The organism is Salipiger pentaromativorans, from assembly GCF_024721115.1.
Lineage (GTDB): Bacteria > Pseudomonadota > Alphaproteobacteria > Rhodobacterales > Rhodobacteraceae > Salipiger > Salipiger pentaromativorans.
Map to the genome: position 1 here is coordinate 121,045 of NZ_JAMDHK010000008.1, position 16,696 is coordinate 137,740.

Here is a 16,696-nt window from a genome sequence, read left to right on the forward strand (position 1 = left end):
GGACGAGTTCCGTGTCGTCAACCGCCTGCGCGAACGTTGCGCGGCGGAATGGTATGGCTATACGCATCACCCCTTTGTCGGCCAGATCGCCGACGGTTCGCTCGATCCCGAGAGCTTCAAGCATTATCTGATTCAGCTCTACCTCTTCTCCAAACATTACAGCCGCGCCTATGCGCTGGCGGTGGTGAAGTCCGAGCATCTCGACGATCTGCGCGAGGCGGCGGCGCATGTGGACCTGCAACTGAATTTCGAGATGGCGCTGCATATCGACTACTGCAAGCGCTGGGGTCTGTCGCAGGAAGAGCTGGACCGCTGGCCCGAGGAAGACGCCAACCGGCTTTATACCCGCTATGTGATGGATCAGGGCCTTACCGGCGATCTGCTCGACCTGCTGGTCGCGCTGGCCCCCTGCTCGCTCGGCTATGCCGAGATCGGCGCGCGGCTGGTCAACGATCCCGCGACACGGCTGGCGGGCAACCCCTATCGCGACTGGATCGAGCTGCATGGCGGCCCCGAGTTCCAGGAAGGCGCCAACGAGCTGCGCCGCTTCATCGGCCGGGTCGCCCGGCGCCGCGGGGTCGATTGCGACGCGCCCAGCTCGGCACCGCGCTGGGAGACGCTGGAGGCGAATTTCCGCACCGCATCGGGTCTGGAAATCCGCTTCTTCGACATGGGCCTGCGCCGCCCCCGCCCGGTCGAGGACTGACCTCAGGACCCCGCGGCGGGCGCGTCCTGAAGGATCTGCCGCGCGCGGTCGATCAGCGGGCGGTCGACCATCTTGCCATCGACCTGCACCACCGATCCGGCGGCGGCTTCGAGCGCGGCAAGGATGCGCTGCGCCCAGTCGATTTCCCCCGGCGTCGGCGAGAACCCGGCGTTCACCGGCGCGACCTGCGCCGGGTGAATGCAGAGCTTGGCGCCCATCCCCTGCCCGCGCGCGCGACGGATGTCGCCCCGGATCGCCTCGGGCTCGGACAGTGCCACGGTCACGCCGTCGATGGGCGGCGGCAGATTGGCCAGCCGCGACGCCATCACCAGCTCGAACCGCGCGGGATCGAGGATCGCCCCGCCCTCGGGGATGCGCGCGTCGGCACCGAAATCGAGATTGCCAAAGGCCAGCCGGGCGACACCCGGCATCCGCGCCGTCTCGCGCACCGAAGCCAGCCCCGCCACCGTCTCGACCAGCGCGACAAACGGCCTGCCGGGCAGGCGCTCGGACAGCGTCGCCATGGTCTCGGGGGTCGCCTTGGGCAGCATGACCGTTGCCGTGGGCACATCCGCCAGCATCGCAAGATCGGCCCCGAACCACGCCGTATCGGCCCCGTTGATCCGCACCGCCCCCTGCCCGCCATCGGCGAACCAGCCGCGCACATCCTCGCGCGCGGCCTCCTTGCCCTCGGGCCCGACCGCATCCTCCAGATCGAGGATGACCGCATCGGCCCCCGAAGCCGCTGCCTTGGCGAAGCGGTCGGGCCGGTTGCCCGGCACGAAAAGATAGCTGCGCGGTTGTCTCATCGCCCCGCCCTCATACCTCGAAGATGGCACTGGCCTTCATCGCCAGCTCACCCTCGGGGCCGCGCGCCCAAAGCTCCAGACCGCTGACGCCCTCTGCCGGAACCGCTTCCAGCCGGAAGGCACGATCTGCGAAGAGCGGCGCCATGCCCCGGAACGAGAACTGCGCAAGGCGCTGTCCGGGGCGGCAGGTCGCGGCAAAATTCTGGAGCAGCGTGGCGATCAGCGGGCCATGCACGACAAGGCCGGGATAGCCCTCCTCCTGCATGGCATAGGGCCGGTCGTAATGGATGCGGTGCCCGTTCGAGGTCAGCGCCGAATAGCGGAACAGCAGCACCGGATCGGGCATCACCTCCTCCGACCAGACCGCGCCGTCCGGCGCGGGGGCGGGTTTTGGCTTCGGCGCATCCGGGGCGGGTGCCTCGCGATAGACGATGTCCTGCTCCTCCTCGACACACAGCACCCCGCCGGACGAGATCCGGTGCCGCACGGTCACAAAGACCAGCCGCCCGGCGCGGCCCGACTTGGACACCACGTCGAGAATCTCGCTCTCCTTCTCCGCCGCAGCGCCCACCGGCAGCGGCGCGTGATAGCGAAGCCGCCCGCCGGCCCACATGCGCCGGGGCAACCCGACATCGGGCAGAAAGCCGCCGCGTTTCGGATGGCCGTCGGGGCCGATCTCGCTCCGCCGCACGAAGGGGTTGAAGAACAGCCAGTGCCAGCCCGGCGGCAGCGCTGCGCCCGTACCTGGCGCCGGGTCGAGATCCAGCGTCGCCGCCAGCGCCGCGGCGCGGTCGGTGAGGATGGGTTCGGCGCGGGTCTCGCGGCGCCCGACGGCGTCACTGTGATCGGCGTCCTGAAGGGCCGTCTGCATTGTCATGATCTTCGTCCTTTCCGCCGGTCAATAGATGACCCGCTCCTCCACAAGCCGCGCACGTTCGGCGCGCCCGATCCCCAGCATTTCGCCGTAAACGTAATCCTCATGCTCGCCGAGCCCCGGCGTGCCGCGTTCCATGCCCGGCGCATCGCTGCCCGAGAACATCGCCGGAAAGCCCACCGCCTTGCGCTGACGGCCGCAGGTCTCGGTGACATCCACCACCGCGCCGCGCGCCCGCGTATGCGGATCGCGGGCAATGTCGCAAGCGCGCCACGAGACATGCGCCGCCACGCCCGCCTGTTGCAAGGCGGCCGCGGCCTGCTCGGCCTCCACCAGCGCGGCCCAGGCGGAAACGATCCGGTCCACCTCCTCCCGCGCAGCCACGCGCGCGGGCGCGGCGGCAAAGCGTGTGTCCCGCGCCAGCTCCGCCCGCCCCATGAGCCGCGCCAGCGCAGCCCACTCGGCATCGCTCGACACCGACACCGACAGCCAGCGGTCGTCGTCGCGCGTGGCATAAAGCCCGTGCGGCGCGCGCTGCGGATCGGCATTGCCCATGCGCTTCACCGCAACCCCGCCGGAGGCGGCGGTGAGCGCGTCGCCCGCCAGCGACGAGGCCACCTCGCGCGCGGCAATATCCACATGACAGCCCTGCCCCGTGCGCCGCCGCTGATGCAGCGCCGCGACAGTTGCCAAAGCCGCATTCATACCCACGGAGTGATCCATCACATGGCGCATCTCGACCGGCGGGCCGTCCTCGTATCCCGTCAGATAGCCCAGCCCGCCCCAGGCGCCGAAAAGCGGCGCATAGCCGGCATAATGGCTGTCCGGCCCGGTCTGGCCGGAAGAGGAGACCGAGGTCATCACGATGTCGGGCTTCACGTCGCGCAGCGCCTCATAACCCAGCCCCAGCCGGTCCATGACCCCGGCGCGAAAGCTCTCGGCGGCCACGTCGGACTGCGCAACCAGCCGTTTGGCCAGCGCAATCCCCTCGGGATGCTTGAGGTTCAGCCGCACCGACAGCTTGTTCGACGCCACCTGATCGAAGGTCGCGGGCCCCGCCCGGCCATAGACCGCGTGCGGCTTGCGAAAGATGTCGGGGCGCTGCGCGCTCTCGATCTTGATGCATTCGGCGCCGAGCTGCGACAGCATATGCGTGCAGAACGGCCCCGCCGCATGCACGGTGAAATCGGCGATGCGGATCCCGGCGAGCGGCTTCATGCGGTGACCCTCCTCGGCTTGCGGCTGTCCTCAAGATCCAGAAGCGCCTGATCCTGCCCGGCCTCGGGCGCGGCCCGGCGCAGCTCCAAAGGCGCATCGGCAAAGCGGAAAGGCGCGGTCTGCACCACCACCCCGTCCATGCCCGGCAGGGTCTGGAACAGACCCCGCGCCGTCTCCTGCCGTCCGGTCACGATCTGCTCGGGCGCATTGTAGCGTGCCATGGGCACGCCCAGCTCCTGCGCGCGGGTGACCAGCTCTTCCACATCGTGGCCATGCGCCCAGGCACGGATCGCGCGGTTGATCTCGTCACCGCGCGCGCTGCGCGTGGCCGGATCGTCGAGCGCCTCGTCCATCGCCCAGCCGGGATGCCCCATCAGCCGCACCAGCGCCTGCCATTGCCGTTCCTCCAGCGTCAGCAGTTCCACATAGCCGTCGCGGCATTCGATCACCCCGCCATAGCGAAAGGACCGCGTGTGGCGGTGTTCCACCGATCCGTCGCCATAGCGTTGCAGCGCAAAGGCACCGACCGCCACATTGGCATCCTGCACCGAGGCATCGACAAACTGCCCGATGCCCGACCAGAGCGCCGAGAGCCCCGCCAACGCCGCCGCCACACCGCCCTGCATCTCGGCGAAATGCCCGGCGATCTTGAGCGGCGGGCGGTCGGGAAAGAGATCGGCAGACAGCCCGTTGGGCAGCAGGAACCCCTCTCCGCCCGCATGAACGAGGTTGATCTCGGTGCCCGTCCAGCCCGCCTTGGGGCCGGTCGCGCCGAAGGGCAGCACCGAGAGATGCACCAGATGCGGATGCCGCGCGGCGATCCCCTCCGGGTCGAGCCCCTGCCGCGCGCGCAGCGCGACAGGGGTGTCGTCGATGAGGATCTGCGCGTCTTCGAGCAGCGCCGACAGGCTGTCCCGCCCCGCCGGTATCTCGAGATCGCAGATCACGCTGCGCTTGTCCGCCGCGAGATATTCGAACAAGGCGCTGCGGCCATCCTCCAGCAGCGGCGCCTCGTGCCGCAGCGGGCAAAGCGAGGGCGGCTCGGCCATGACGACCTCGGCCCCCATGGCGGCCAGAAGCCGCCCGGCCCAGGCCCCGGCCACGCCGGTGGCATGCTCCACAACCCGGAGTCCCGTGAGTGGCTTTTGCTGTGACATGGCCGGACGCCCTCCCTCTTTGCCCGTCGTCTCGGTTCAGCCGGCGCGGCTCAGCGCACGACCGGCAGGTCGAGCTCGAGCTTGCCGCCATCGAGGAAGACCCGCAGCTCGGGGTCGCGCGATTGCAGCGCCACCGTGGCGATGCCCGGTGTGGTGATCTCGCCGCGCTGGTTCTCGCCCCAGATCTCGATGTCCACGAGCGCGTGGCCGTCCTTGATGTATTTCCGGCTGACCTTGCCCTTGCACCAGGTGCTGTCGCCCATGGTGTTGAAGCGGCGCATCTCGGTGCGGACGCGCTTGAGGAAGGCGGCGTCGCCCATCCAGTTGGTCACCAGCGAGGCCATCCAGGACGACCGCTGCGGGCCGTAATCGTAGACGCCGGGCACACCCACCTCCTTGGCGGTGCTTTCGCGGTGGTGGCCGATGCCGGTGTATTCGATGCCGCCGCCCGCCTCGGGGTTGCGGAAGAAATGGCCCGGATGCTTCATCGCCGCCTGGAACACCACCCCATGGGTATGGCCGCGCCCGCAGCCGACCAGAAAGCCCATCGTGTCCATCAGCGACAGCGGGCCGCGCACGATGGTGTCGAGGCTCTCCCCCTCGGTCACGTCTTCCCAGTAACGCACCTTGGAGCCGCGGATCTTCATCGGCTCCTCCATGATGCAGGCATCCAGCGCCTCGTATTCCTCGGGCGTGTATTCGTGGGTCTTGATGTCCTTGTACTTGCCCGCGTCCCGCGCCGCCTTGCGCTCGTGCCGGGTGCAAGTGCCAAGCGCACGGGCCAGCAGATCGCCGTGCTGGTTGACATAGGTCGCCTCGACATATTGCAGCACCAGACGGCCGGAGAATTTCGACTCCTTCTCCTCGATGCCGATCACCCGCTCGACGGCGCTCACCCGGTCGCCGGGGCGGATGTGGCGGAACAGTTCCCAGTCGTTGCCCGCATAGAAGCCGTGCACGCCGGGCAGGCCCCAGCGGGTGCGGCCGATCCAGCCGAAGGCCATGGGGAACATCGGGTGGCCGAGCTGGCTGCCATAGCGCGAGGCGGCGCCATAGCCCGCATCCCGGTACAGCGGGTTCAGATCGCCGATGCCGTTGCACCAGTTGCGCAGCGTGTCGGCGGTGGCGTCCTGAAGATAGGGCCCCTCGGGGCGCAGTTGCAGGCCGATCATCTCGCGCGCGGCGGCCACCGCCTCATCGGTGATCTTGCCCTCGGCGGGCGCGCCGCCCATGCCCTTGGTGTCGTCGGACCTGGTCTTTTCCATCGTCTCGGCAGTGGTCACGTTTGATCTCCTCTCTCTTGTCTTGCTCGGGCAACGCGCCCTGCGCTTTGCGTGCTGGCGGGGCTGCCCGCCGTTGAGGATCACGTTAATGCATTTTATTTTTTCGAGTCAACGGTGACTTCGCGGGATAATGCATTTTAATACGGTTAATCCGAGAATACACGCGGCATAACACAGAAAAAGCCCGCCGAATCTGGCGAGCTTTTCATTTTTAGTGCATTATTTTGGGGGTCAGAACGTTACATCCGCCGCCGAGGAGATCGCCGCGAACCGCTTCAGCCCGGCAAGCGCGAACATGTGCTCCTCCTCCGTCGCCCCGGCGCAGCAATCCTCCAGCACCACACAGGCGTAATCCCGGTCATGCCCCTCGCGCACCGCCGCCGAGACGACGCCATTGGTCGACACCCCGCTCAGGATCAGCCGCCCGATCCCCTGGGCGCGCAGCAGCGGTTCCAGCTTTGTGCCGTAGAACGGGCTGACCCGGTGCTTGACGATGTCGGGATCGCCGGGCTGCGGCGCAAAGCCCTCATAGACCTCGGTGCCCCAGCCGCCCAGCGTGAAGACATTGTTCGCCTTCGCCTTGCTGAACACCGGCGAGCCCGGCGGACATTCGGCGTAATCGGGCGAGAAACCCACCCGCACATACCCCACCATCACCCCGGCCTCGCGGGCGCGGCGGATCGCCAGTTTGGTATTGTCGTAAACGCCCCGCGCCTCGCAGAGCGGCACGTAAGACGTGCCGCCCATCCCGTCCGGGTGCACGAGGTCGTTGAGCATGTCCATGACGAGCAGAATGCTTTTGGATGCCATTCAGGTCTCCTTGCCTTTGTCTTGCGGTGATGGTCTGCGCCCACCGCGTCGATCAGGCGAAAGACCCTGCCCTACCCGGTGTAGCTTTGCTTGAATTCGTCCCAGCCGGCACGGATATGCGTGCGCAGTGCCGCGATCATCGCGCTTTCGTCCCGCGTCAGGATGGCGCTGAGCATCTCGCGATGCTCTTCCGAGGCACGCCCGACGCGGTTCTCCAGCTTGTTGATCAGATCGAACGGATACCGCGCCCAGAGCGTGCGCACGAACCGCAGCGTCTGCGGCAGTTCGGCGGCGAGATAGAGCACCTCGTGAAAGCGGTAGTTGATGCTGCGCACCGCGTCGCGGTCGCCCCGCGCCGCCGCAGCCTCCAGCTGCTCCTGAAGGTCGCGCAGCTCGGCCACCTGCTCGCTGGTCAGCCGCTCCATGCCCTTGAGCGCCAGCTTGCATTCCAGCGTCACCCGCAGATCGACGATTTCCTCGGTCGCGTTGATGTCGAAGGGCGCCACGGTCGCCCCGCGATTGGCCGCCCCAAGGATAAAGCCCTCGGCCTCCAGCAGCTTGATCGCCTCGCGCACCGGCGTGATGCTGGTGCCGATCTGCTCGGCGATCTCGGCCTGCTTGAGCTTGGACCCGCGCGGGAATTTCCCGGAAATAATGCCTTCTCGCAGATAGTCCGCGACGCGCTCTTCCTTGGTTTGATGCTTCAACATCATGGCCTTCCGTACCGAGTTCCGGATCCTTATAGCAGTTTCGCCCCCGGATGATGCAATCTTTCATGCCGCATTTCCCGGATCCGGTGCCAGGTCAAGCCGCAAGATATGCTCTGACCCGGCCCTGTCGGCACGCGGATAGATCCGGGCGATGCGCGGATCGTGGGCGGGCAGCACGTGATCGTCGCTGTCGGCCAGCGCGCGGATCGTGTCATGCGCGGCGATCATGTCCGACGAATTGAACACCACCGCAAAGGGCACCCCGCGCTCGTATTCCTCGTAATAATGCAGCGCGTCCGAGGCGAGCACGACCCAGCCCCGCGCGGTCCGCACCCGCACCACCTCCTGCCCGGCACAATGCCCGCCGACCCAGTGCACCGTCACCCCGTCGGCGATCCTTGCCTCGCGGCCATGCAGCGTCAGCCGCCCGCCATGCAGCAGGCTGACGAGACGGAGGATCTCGTCGGGCTCATAGGCGCGGCGGAACCACGGCTTTTGCATCCAGGGGCCGGTGACATAGGCCATCTCCTCGGCCTGCATGTGGAAATGCGCCTGCGGGAAAGCGTCGAGAAAGCCCAGATGATCGTAATGCGCATGGGTCAGGATCACCGTGTCGGCGCTCGCCGCCTCCACCCCCAGCTCCGCCAGCGCGACAACCGGGCTCAGCAGATGGGTGTGGCCGTGCCTGGCCGCCTTGGCGGGGTCCATGCCGGTGTCGACCACAATCGTCCGGTCCTCCGAGATCAGCACCCAGGAATAGAAATCGAGCACCAGCGGCGCGTCGGGCTGCGCCTCGAGGATAAAGTTCTGCCCGCGCGTCCGCCCGGTGTTGATCGCGTGGCGGATGCCGTAGATGCGCCAGATCGTTTCCGTCATTGCCCGCCCCTCACGCCGCCGAGGCCGCGCCGAGATAGGCGTCGATGGCCTCCTGCCGCGCGGCGCTGTCGCGCAGCGCCTCGGCGCTGCGGTGCCCCACAAGCTGGCCGCCGCGCAGGAAATGCAGCTCGTCGCAGATGCGCATGGTCATGGCGAGGTTCTGTTCCACCAGCATGATCGCAAGCCCGGTCTCCTTGCGGATTGCCCCCAGCCGGTCGAAGACCCGCCGCACCAGCATCGGCGCCAGCCCCAGCGACGGCTCGTCGAGCAGCAGCAGGCGCGGCCCCGCCATCAACCCGCGCCCGATGGCGAGCATCTGCTGCTCGCCCCCCGACAGCCGCCAGGCGGCGCGGTCGGCCTTGTTGGCGATCTCGGGGAACAGATCCAGCACCGTCTCGGAGCGGGTCCGGCGCTCGCGCCCGCCCAGATGATAGCCGCCCAGCACGAGGTTCTCGCGCACCGTCATATTGCCGACGATCTCGCGCCCCTCGGGCACATAGACGATGCCGCGCCGCACCCGCTCGCGGGTGGGCAGCGCGGTCACGTCCTCGCCGTCGAAACGGATGGAGCCGCGCACCGGGATCAGCCCCGCCACCGCCTTCATGATCGAGGTCTTGCCCGCTCCGTTCGCACCGAGCAGCGCCACCACCGCGCCCTGCCCCACCGCAAAGGACACATCCTCCACCGCCTGCGCCTTGGCGCCATAGAACACCGACAGGCCGGATACGCTCAGAAGATCAGTCATCGTCGCTCCCCAGATAGATCCGCACCACGTCTTCGTCCTGCCGCACCTGCTGCGGCGTGCCGCAGGCCACGAAGGCGCCGAAGTTCAGCACATAGATCCGGTCGCAGATCGACATCACCAGATCCATGTCATGCTCGACCACCACCATCACCAAATCGGGTGAGCAGAGGCTTTTCAGGCTGCGCATCAGGTCGCGCGTCTCGGCGTTGTTGAGTCCCGCCGCCGGTTCGTCGAGCAGCAGCACCTGCGGGCGCCCGACAATGGCACGGGCGATCTCGACCAGCCGCAGCATGCCCGGCGGCAGCTCGGCGGGCAGCTTGTCGGCGGCCCCCGCCAGCCCCAGCTCGGCCAGCGCCTGTTCCGCATCGGCGCGCATCCGCGCCATCTCCTCGCGGCCCCGGCGGGTGGGAAGAAACACATGCTGCCAGCCCGCGTGGTGATTGCGCGCCACCCCGATCATGACGTTTTCCAGCACGGTCAGATCCGGGCTCAGCGCCACATGCTGAAAGCTGCGCACGATGCCCCGGCTAGCGCGGGCGGCGGGCGGCAGCCCGTCGAGGCTTTGCCCGGCATAGGTGATCGTGCCCTTCTGCGGCGCATAAGCGCCGGTCAGGCAGTTGAAGAGGCTGGTCTTGCCCGCCCCGTTCGGCCCGATCAGCCCGGTGATCTCGCCCGCGCGGAACTCGACATCGAGCCCCTTGAGCACCTCGATCCCGCCGAAGGAGAGCGCGATGCCCTCGCCTTTCAGCGCATTGGTCACGACATCCATCAGACACCCCCCTTTCGGTCGGCGATCATTGCGCGCAGGCGCGGCAGGTAATGGCCGAGCAGGATCATCCCCAGCAGCGCCAGACCGTAAAGCACCGGGATCCAGGCGCCCGAGGCCGACAGGAACTGCGGCACCAGCGTCAGGAAGGCGCCACCCACCAGCGCGCGCGGCAGCGAAAGCCCGTAGAAGCTGACCACCGACCCCACCAGCAGAAAGATCGACGACCAGAGCGTGAAGCCGCTGGGCGACACGGTCGAGCCCGCAAAGCCCAGCATGGCACCGCAGAGCGCGGCGATCCCGCCGCTGATCCCCATCACCGCGACCCGCGCCCAGACCCGGCGGGTGCCGAACGCATCGGCGGCGGCGGGATGGGCCTTGGCGAGCAAAAGCTGGAGCCCCTGCCGCGAATGCCGCAGCCGCGCCAGCCCGTAGACCACGGCCACCAGCACGATCAGCGCCGCGTAATAGCGTTGCAGCGACATGGCGATGCCGGGGATCACCGGCTGCGACACATAAAGCCCCTCATAGCCGCCGGTCAGCCCGTCGGCATTGTTGATCAGCTCCGGCACCGCCAGCGCCAGCGCCATGGTCGAGACCGCCAGATAGATCCCGGAGAGCTTGCGCGACGGCCAGGCGAAGGCCACGCCGCTGACCACGCCAAGCGCCAGCGCCAGCGGCAGGCTCGCCAGCAGCGACAGGCCGAACCGCGTATCCAGAACCGCCACCGAATAGGCGCCCACGGCGGCAAAGAAGCTGTGCCCGATCGAGACCTCGCCGCCGTAGCGCACCAGCACGCTGACCGCGAGCACGCCGATGCTGTTGGCAAAGCAGACGCCGAGGGCAAAGATCCACGAGCCTCCGACCAGCAGCGGCAGCAGGATCAGCGCGGCGGCGAGCCCCAGGCTCAGCAGGTCGGCGGGTTTCAAGCCGGCAAGCCGGGCCTCTTCGGCGTCGAAACGTCCAAGGGTGACGGGGTGATCAGACACGGGTCCCTCCTACGCGTTCGAGAATGCCGTTCGGAAAGATGTTGAGCGCCAGAAGGATGACCCCCAGAAGGAAGGTGCTGCTGAACTCCGGCGACACGTAGAACGTGAAAAGGTTCATCAGCACCCCGATCAGGATCCCGCCCAGCAGCGCGCCGGGCAGGCTGCCGAAGCCGCCGATCACCGCTGCGGCAAAGGCCTGAAGCATGAAGGCGGCCACCGTGGTGACGCTGAGAAAGGTGGTGGGCACGATCAGCAGCGCGCCCACGACGCCCAGCACCGCCGCCACGATCCAGGAGAACAGATGCACCGAGCGCAGGTTCAGCCCGCAGACCTCGGCGGCAAAGGGGTTCTCGGAAATCGCGCGAAAGGCGATGCCCAGCTTGGTATGGTCGATGACAAAGAACAGCGCGCCGATGGTCACCACGGCCACCGCCAGAACGGTCAGATCGTAGCCGGTGATGAAGAGCCCCAGCACCGACATGCTGAAGCGCGGCACCGGCAGATCGAGGCTGACGATGTCGGCGCCGAAGATCAGCAGCGTGGCGCCCTGCGCGATAAGACCGATGCCAAGCGTGGCGATGGTCGCGGTCAGGTCCGACTCGAAGACCAGCGGCGAGATCACCGCATAGGTCATGAAGGCGATGGCGATCACCGCCAGCACCGCCAGCAGCACTGCCGCGCCCCAGCTCAGCTCCATGATCATGCCGCTGGAAAAGCCGTAGATCAGGAAGGCGGCGAAGCCCGCCACATTGCCATGGCTGAAATTCACCACCCGCGAGGATTTGAAGATCATCACCAGCCCCAGCGCGCCGAGCGCATAGAGGCAGCCGGTGATCATCCCCGACCAGACCAGCGGAAAGAGATCGCGGAGGATGCCGGTCATGCCGCTTCCTCCTTGTCGCCCCTGCCGCCCTTGTCACCCTTGCCGCCGTCCGGCCCCATGACGCCCTGTTCCACCAGCTCGATCACGCCGGGGAAATAACGGCCCGAAAGCCCGTGCGAGACGCCCGCCGCGTAATAGCCGCGCACCGTTTCCGCCGCAGGCAGCGGCACGCCGGTGTCGGCGGCCAGCTCGAACACGTAAGAGATGTCCTTGAGCACATATTCCGGCGAAAACGCCTTGTCGGGGAAGACCCGCGGCAGCATCGCCTTCATGCCGTGGTTGCGCAGCACAAAGCTGTCGCCCGAGCCTTTCGAGACCGCATCGAGCAGCACCTCGGGCGCCACCCCCGCCTTTTCGCCCAGCACCATCATCTCGGCCAGCGCCACCGTATTGGCAAAGACCAGCATATTGTTGACCAGCTTCAGCACCTGCCCCGCGCCGACCGCGCCGCCATGGGTGATGTCGGTGGCGATGTAGCCGAGCATCGGCTCGATGCGCGCGAACATCTCGGGCGAGGCCCCCACCATGATCGCCAGCGCGCCTTTCTGCGCCGCCTCGCGGGTGCGGGCGACCGGCGCGTCGGCAAACCCAAGGCCCTTGTCCTTCAGCAGCGCCGCCACCGCGCGGGCGGTCGCGACCGGCGTGGTCGACAGATCCACCACCGCCGTGCAGCGCGTCGCGGCAGCGGCGATCTCGCCTGCCACCGCCGTGACCTGCGGGCCGCCCGGCAGCGACAGGAAGATGATGTCGGCCTGCTCCGCCAGCTCCCGCACGCTGCCCAAGCGCCTGGCGCCCGCCGCCTCGACCGCCGACAGCGCCGCGTCGGACAGGTCGTAGGCCAGCACATCGCCGGGATGTTTCGCCGCCATGTTCATGCACATCGGCCCGCCCATGACGCCAAGCCCGATGAATCCGATGGTTTCCGTGTTGCTCATGATCTCAATCCATCAACATGCCGCCGTTCACGTCGAGAACGGTTCCGGTGATCCAGTTTGACGCGGGCGAGCAGAGGAACAGGATCGCCTGGGCGATGTCCTCGGGCTGCCCGAACCGGCCCAGCGGCACATTGCCGTTGGCCGAGGGCGCCGCGCGCTGCGTGACGGTTTCCCACATCGGGGTCTCGACCGGCCCCGGCGCGATGACGCTGGCATAAACCCCCTGCCCCGCGCCCGCCTTGGCGACCCATTTCATCAGCCCGTGCACCGCCGATTTCGCCGCCACGTAGGACGGCCCCGAGGCCACGCCGCCGATCTTCGACGCGATGGAGCCAAGCGCCACCATCTTGCCCATGCCCTGCTCCGCCATCACCGGGAACAGCGCGCGCACCGGGTTCACCACCCCCATCACATTGACATCGAACAGCGCGCGCCACTCCTCGTCGGTGCTTTCGGTCAGCGGCCTGTGCGAGATGGTGCCCGCGCAAAGCACCAGCGCATCGACCCGCCCGTAAGTCTTGAGAAGATCCGCCACCAGCGCGTCGGTCGCCGCGCGCGAGGTGACATCGTAATGCCGGTAGCTGATCGCCGGAGAGGCAAAGTCCGCCTCCTCGACGATGTCGGTGGCGATCACCGTGGCGCCCGCCTCGGCCAGCGCCAGCGCCGTCGCCCGTCCGATGCCGCCCGCCGCGCCGGTGACCAGCGCAATTTGTCCGTCCATGCGCGCGGGCGCGCTGACTGGTATCAGGGTCATCCCTGCCTCCGCGTTTCCTTGGTCGTTCTGCAAGGGCTGCCCGGCTGTCCCACACCCAGGCAGCCCCTTGGGTCACTGGGTCTCGAAGACCACCGCCGGATAGGGGCGGAATTCCTGCACCAGCTCAAAGCCGCCATCCCTGGCCTGGATGATGCCCTCCTGCCGGGTGCCGCGATGGTCGCCCGGCTCAAAGGTCACGCCCCGCGCGCCGCCGACCGAAACCGCCTCCAGCGTCTCCAGCGCCGCCACGAGGTTTTCCCGCGTCAGCTCGTTGCCGGAGGCCAGCAGCGCCTCGAACCCCTTGTGAAAGATCGCCGCGTTGCTCCAGCCGTTCAGGCCGAACACGCCGACCGGATCGTCCGGATAATAGGCCTCGATGGACTGGCGATAGGCCGCCACCTCGGGCGCGTCGCTCGACACCGGCAGCAGCCAGGACGAGAAATAGACCCCGTCGAGCAGATCGCCCGCCAGCTTCTGGGTCGAGGGATCGGCGGTGAAGAACGGCGCGAACCATTCCACGTCGAGCCCCTGAAGATCCGCCGCCTTCAGCGCCGCCGCGAGATTGGCGTTGGAGCCGAAGAGGATCACCGCCTCGGCGCCGGAATTGGCCACGCGCCGGATATGCGGGCTGAAGCTGGTGGTCTTCACGTCGAAGGGCACCGACTCCGCCGCCTCGATGCCCAGCTCGGCCAGATAGGCCTCGACCCCGCGCTTGGCGGATTTGCCGAGCTCGTCGTTCTCCCAAAGCAGCGCGACTTTCTTCAGGCCCAGCCCGTTGACCGCGTAGTCGAGATTGGACGCCGCCGACCAGCCGTAATCGGGCAGCAGCGGAAAGACATTGGGCTCGACGAAAAAGGCGCTGGCCCCGCCGATGGGGCCGACCACCGGAAGACCGACCTCGCGGGCATAGGGCAGCACGGCGACGTTCGTGGCGGTGCCGATCGAGGCGGACAGGGCAAAGATCCCGTCATCCTCGACCATCTGCCGCGTCACCGCGACCGAGCGCGCCGGATCGTAACCGTCGTCCTTGGTCACATAGTTGACCGTCCAGCCGTCGATCCCGCCGTTTTCGTTCAGATGGCGGTAATAGGCTTCGGCGGCATGGGTCAGGATGGCATAGAACGGCACCGGCCCCGTCACCGGGGTAAAGGCGCCGATGGTCACGGTCTTGGTGTCCTCGTCAATGCCCGCATCCGCCGCCGCCAGCGGCGACGCGGCAATGCCCGTCGCGACCAGCGCCGCAACGGCCACTGAGTCTCTCAGTCGCTGAAACATTTTCTCCTCCCTGGAATGTTTCCTCTCCCTGTCCAGACGATAGAAGCACTCGCCGCGACTCGTCAAATATAAAATGCATTTCAATACCTGAAAGCGCCCGCCGCAGCGCCGCATGACATACTTTTCCGGGGATTTTTCGCGGTACACCGGACTGATACCGAGGGAAAAGTCACCCTTTCTCCCCTAAATAATGCATTATATCTTGCCTGAACGGGGATCTTCTGACACTCATGCCTCATCCGGCACCGCTTGGGTGCAAACGACATTTGGGAGGATGGGATGGCAAAAGGCGTTCTGGCAGGAAAGACGGTTGTCGAGCTTGGCAGCATGATCGCGGCGCCCTTCGCGACGCATATTCTGCAACAGCTCGGCGCGGAGGTGATCAAGATCGAACCCCCCGCCGGCGAGACCACGCGCAAGCTGGTGCGCGGCGGCCCCAGCGGCAGCTACCTCGCCTTCAACCGCGGCAAGAAAAGCCTCTGCCTCGATCTGCAAAGCGATGGCGGGCGCGAGATCTTCCGCAAGCTCATCGCCCGCACCGACATCGTGCTGCACAATCTCTCGCCCTCGGCGGCGCGCAAGCTGGGCGTCACCTTCGAGGATTGCGACGCATTGAACCCGCAGATCGTCTACTGCCACGTCAAGGGCTACGGCGCCGGCCCGCTCTCCGAGGAGGTGGCCTCGAACCCCATTGCAGAGGCCGCCACCGGGGTGATGTTCTCGAACCGCGTCGAGGGCCGCCCCTCACGGCTCGGGCCGTCTTATCACGACCAGTTCGCAGGATGTTACGCGGTGATCGCGGTGCTGTCGGCGCTGCTTTCGGGCGAGGACGACAAGCGCAACATCGCGCTTGGTCTCTACGAAACCGGACTGCACATCGCCGCCCGCGACCTGCTGGGCGTGCAGCTCAAGTCGCAGCTTCTCGGGCGGCCCGAAACCGAGCCTTCGGCCGAGTTCAGCATGCCGGGCTACGGCGCCTACGAAACCCGGGACGGCCGCTGGATCTATCTGGTGATGCTGACCGACGACCATTGGCGCAAATTCTGCCAGGCGACGGACATCCCCGCCGACCCCGAACTCGCCACGCTGCGCGCCCGCCGCCGCGAGCGGCCTCGTGTCGAGGCGATGGTACGCGAGGCGGTGGCACGATATAGCTACGCCGACCTTGCAAAGAGCCTCGCCGCCCATGGCGTCGGCTTTACCGAGATCCTGTCCACCGACCGCGTGCTGACGACACCGCAGGCACAATCGCCCGGCAAGGTGACGAGTTTCGGTTTCAGCGACTACGCCTTCCAGTCGCCGGACTTCCCCCTGCCCGCGCTCATCGACAACACCCAGCTTGCCGCCGCGCCGCCGCTGCTGGGCGCCGATACCGCCGCGCTGCTGGCCGGGCTCGGCTATGATCAGGCCCAGATCGACGCCCTGTTTTCTTCCGGAGCGGCCCGCCCGGCAGACGAAAGCGCCCCCCTCTGGGCGCTGCCGAAATCGCGGGTCCGCGCGGCGGGCTGAGGGCCCCTGCCCCGCCCCGGCACCAGAACGGCGCCGGGGCAAAACCGCAACAGTCCCGGGGCCTTCGTGCCCGGGACGGTGACCGGAGCGGGAAACCGGCGTAGGCTGCCCTCATCCGCCGAGCCGCGTGCCACGAGGCCCGGCCCAGCCAGACGCCACATCTCCGGCGGCGCTTTTCCCGTCATTTCAGCTTGAAAACCGCCCCACTCGGGCCTGGCGATCTATGTCCGATAATTTCGACCCGGACAGAGACGGGCCTCCCCCGCCGGTGAGGCGGACAAGGCCCCTGCCCGCCTCACCGGCGGGCTGGTTTCTCAGGAGTCCAGCGCCGCCATGAACGCCGCCACCGCCGCCTCGAGCCGGTGCCGGTCGATGCTCGAGAAATCGCGCTCCATCA

Annotated in this window: 17 protein-coding genes; 2 read left to right on the forward strand and 15 right to left on the reverse strand. The window is 67.5% G+C overall.

The genetic code is table 11. The features are described 5' to 3' along the window. Positions 1-706 (forward strand): TenA family protein (locus M4578_RS13985; RefSeq protein WP_338054562.1); only part of this gene is annotated, 706 nt, incomplete at its 5' end. A 2-nt stretch (positions 707-708) separates the two neighbouring features. Here the strand turns inward: M4578_RS13985 and M4578_RS13990 are convergent. From M4578_RS13990 to M4578_RS14060, 15 genes are all read right to left on the reverse strand, one after another. Continuing rightward, complete coding sequence (locus M4578_RS13990) at positions 709-1,515, reverse strand: HpcH/HpaI aldolase/citrate lyase family protein (protein WP_258093901.1); 807 nt, start codon at positions 1,513-1,515, stop codon at positions 709-711. A gap of 10 nt (positions 1,516-1,525) precedes the next feature. Further along, a complete protein-coding gene (locus M4578_RS13995; RefSeq protein WP_258093902.1) occupies positions 1,526-2,392 on the reverse strand; it encodes an HTD2 family dehydratase in 867 nt (288 codons plus the stop codon). Between the two features lie 21 nt (positions 2,393-2,413). Next, complete coding sequence (locus tag M4578_RS14000; protein ID WP_258093903.1) at positions 2,414-3,607, reverse strand: CaiB/BaiF CoA transferase family protein; 1,194 nt, start codon at positions 3,605-3,607, stop codon at positions 2,414-2,416. Then, positions 3,604-4,764, reverse strand: coding sequence for a CoA transferase (locus M4578_RS14005; protein WP_258093904.1), 1,161 nt, complete (start codon positions 4,762-4,764; stop codon positions 3,604-3,606). Before M4578_RS14005 ends, M4578_RS14000 begins: the two co-directional genes overlap by 4 nt. Before the next feature lie 50 nt (positions 4,765-4,814). Further along, positions 4,815-6,047 carry an FAS1-like dehydratase domain-containing protein gene (locus M4578_RS14010; RefSeq protein ID WP_258093905.1) on the reverse strand — a complete coding sequence of 411 codons (1,233 nt, stop codon included), beginning with the start codon at positions 6,045-6,047 and terminating at the stop codon, positions 4,815-4,817. A gap of 231 nt (positions 6,048-6,278) precedes the next feature. Next, positions 6,279-6,857, reverse strand: a complete 579-nt coding sequence (locus M4578_RS14015) for a cysteine hydrolase family protein (RefSeq protein ID WP_258093906.1) — start codon at positions 6,855-6,857, stop codon at positions 6,279-6,281. A gap of 71 nt (positions 6,858-6,928) precedes the next feature. Further along, on the reverse strand, positions 6,929-7,567 hold the full coding sequence (locus M4578_RS14020; RefSeq protein WP_258093907.1) for a GntR family transcriptional regulator: 639 nt from the start codon (positions 7,565-7,567) through the stop codon (positions 6,929-6,931). Positions 7,568-7,630: 63 nt separating this feature from the next. Next, positions 7,631-8,443 carry an N-acyl homoserine lactonase family protein gene (locus M4578_RS14025; protein WP_258093908.1) on the reverse strand — a complete coding sequence of 271 codons (813 nt, stop codon included), beginning with the start codon at positions 8,441-8,443 and terminating at the stop codon, positions 7,631-7,633. Positions 8,444-8,453: 10 nt separating this feature from the next. Beyond that, the gene (locus M4578_RS14030; RefSeq protein ID WP_258093909.1) at positions 8,454-9,188 is read right to left on the reverse strand and encodes an ABC transporter ATP-binding protein; all 735 of its coding nucleotides are present in this window, start codon (positions 9,186-9,188) and stop codon (positions 8,454-8,456) included. Further along, the gene (locus M4578_RS14035; RefSeq protein WP_258093910.1) at positions 9,181-9,957 is read right to left on the reverse strand and encodes an ABC transporter ATP-binding protein; all 777 of its coding nucleotides are present in this window, start codon (positions 9,955-9,957) and stop codon (positions 9,181-9,183) included. The genes M4578_RS14030 and M4578_RS14035 overlap by 8 nt, the downstream gene beginning before the upstream one ends. Then, positions 9,957-10,943, reverse strand: a complete 987-nt coding sequence (locus M4578_RS14040) for a branched-chain amino acid ABC transporter permease (protein ID WP_258093911.1) — start codon at positions 10,941-10,943, stop codon at positions 9,957-9,959. Before M4578_RS14040 ends, M4578_RS14035 begins: the two co-directional genes overlap by 1 nt. Continuing rightward, positions 10,936-11,826: a branched-chain amino acid ABC transporter permease gene (locus M4578_RS14045; protein ID WP_258093912.1), complete on the reverse strand. Its 891-nt coding sequence runs from the start codon at positions 11,824-11,826 to the stop codon at positions 10,936-10,938. Before M4578_RS14045 ends, M4578_RS14040 begins: the two co-directional genes overlap by 8 nt. Next, the gene (locus M4578_RS14050; RefSeq protein WP_258093913.1) at positions 11,823-12,761 is read right to left on the reverse strand and encodes an NAD(P)-dependent oxidoreductase; all 939 of its coding nucleotides are present in this window, start codon (positions 12,759-12,761) and stop codon (positions 11,823-11,825) included. The genes M4578_RS14045 and M4578_RS14050 overlap by 4 nt, the downstream gene beginning before the upstream one ends. Before the next feature lie 4 nt (positions 12,762-12,765). Further along, positions 12,766-13,515, reverse strand: a complete 750-nt coding sequence (locus M4578_RS14055; RefSeq protein ID WP_258093914.1) for an SDR family NAD(P)-dependent oxidoreductase — start codon at positions 13,513-13,515, stop codon at positions 12,766-12,768. Positions 13,516-13,587: 72 nt separating this feature from the next. Continuing rightward, a complete protein-coding gene (locus tag M4578_RS14060; RefSeq protein ID WP_258093915.1) occupies positions 13,588-14,790 on the reverse strand; it encodes an ABC transporter substrate-binding protein in 1,203 nt (400 codons plus the stop codon). Between the two features lie 279 nt (positions 14,791-15,069). Between M4578_RS14060 and M4578_RS14065 the strand changes: the two genes are divergently transcribed. Beyond that, positions 15,070-16,299, forward strand: a complete 1,230-nt coding sequence (locus M4578_RS14065) for a CaiB/BaiF CoA transferase family protein (protein ID WP_258093916.1) — start codon at positions 15,070-15,072, stop codon at positions 16,297-16,299. The last annotated feature ends 397 nt before the right edge of the window (positions 16,300-16,696 follow it).

Coding starts and splice junctions, on each gene's coding strand:
- M4578_RS14055 (WP_258093914.1), bottom strand. CDS start 13,515: ATGACCCTGATACCAGTCAGCGCGCCCGCGCGCATGGACGGACAAATT.
- M4578_RS14005 (WP_258093904.1), bottom strand. CDS start 4,764: ATGTCACAGCAAAAGCCACTCACGGGACTCCGGGTTGTGGAGCATGCC.
- M4578_RS14035 (WP_258093910.1), bottom strand. CDS start 9,957: ATGGATGTCGTGACCAATGCGCTGAAAGGCGAGGGCATCGCGCTCTCC.
- M4578_RS14045 (WP_258093912.1), bottom strand. CDS start 11,826: ATGACCGGCATCCTCCGCGATCTCTTTCCGCTGGTCTGGTCGGGGATG.
- M4578_RS14020 (WP_258093907.1), bottom strand. CDS start 7,567: ATGTTGAAGCATCAAACCAAGGAAGAGCGCGTCGCGGACTATCTGCGA.
- M4578_RS13995 (WP_258093902.1), bottom strand. CDS start 2,392: ATGACAATGCAGACGGCCCTTCAGGACGCCGATCACAGTGACGCCGTC.
- M4578_RS14050 (WP_258093913.1), bottom strand. CDS start 12,761: ATGAGCAACACGGAAACCATCGGATTCATCGGGCTTGGCGTCATGGGC.
- M4578_RS13990 (WP_258093901.1), bottom strand. CDS start 1,515: ATGAGACAACCGCGCAGCTATCTTTTCGTGCCGGGCAACCGGCCCGAC.
- M4578_RS14000 (WP_258093903.1), bottom strand. CDS start 3,607: ATGAAGCCGCTCGCCGGGATCCGCATCGCCGATTTCACCGTGCATGCG.
- M4578_RS14065 (WP_258093916.1), top strand. CDS start 15,070: ATGGCAAAAGGCGTTCTGGCAGGAAAGACGGTTGTCGAGCTTGGCAGC.
- M4578_RS14030 (WP_258093909.1), bottom strand. CDS start 9,188: ATGACTGATCTTCTGAGCGTATCCGGCCTGTCGGTGTTCTATGGCGCC.
- M4578_RS14060 (WP_258093915.1), bottom strand. CDS start 14,790: ATGTTTCAGCGACTGAGAGACTCAGTGGCCGTTGCGGCGCTGGTCGCG.
- M4578_RS14015 (WP_258093906.1), bottom strand. CDS start 6,857: ATGGCATCCAAAAGCATTCTGCTCGTCATGGACATGCTCAACGACCTC.
- M4578_RS14025 (WP_258093908.1), bottom strand. CDS start 8,443: ATGACGGAAACGATCTGGCGCATCTACGGCATCCGCCACGCGATCAAC.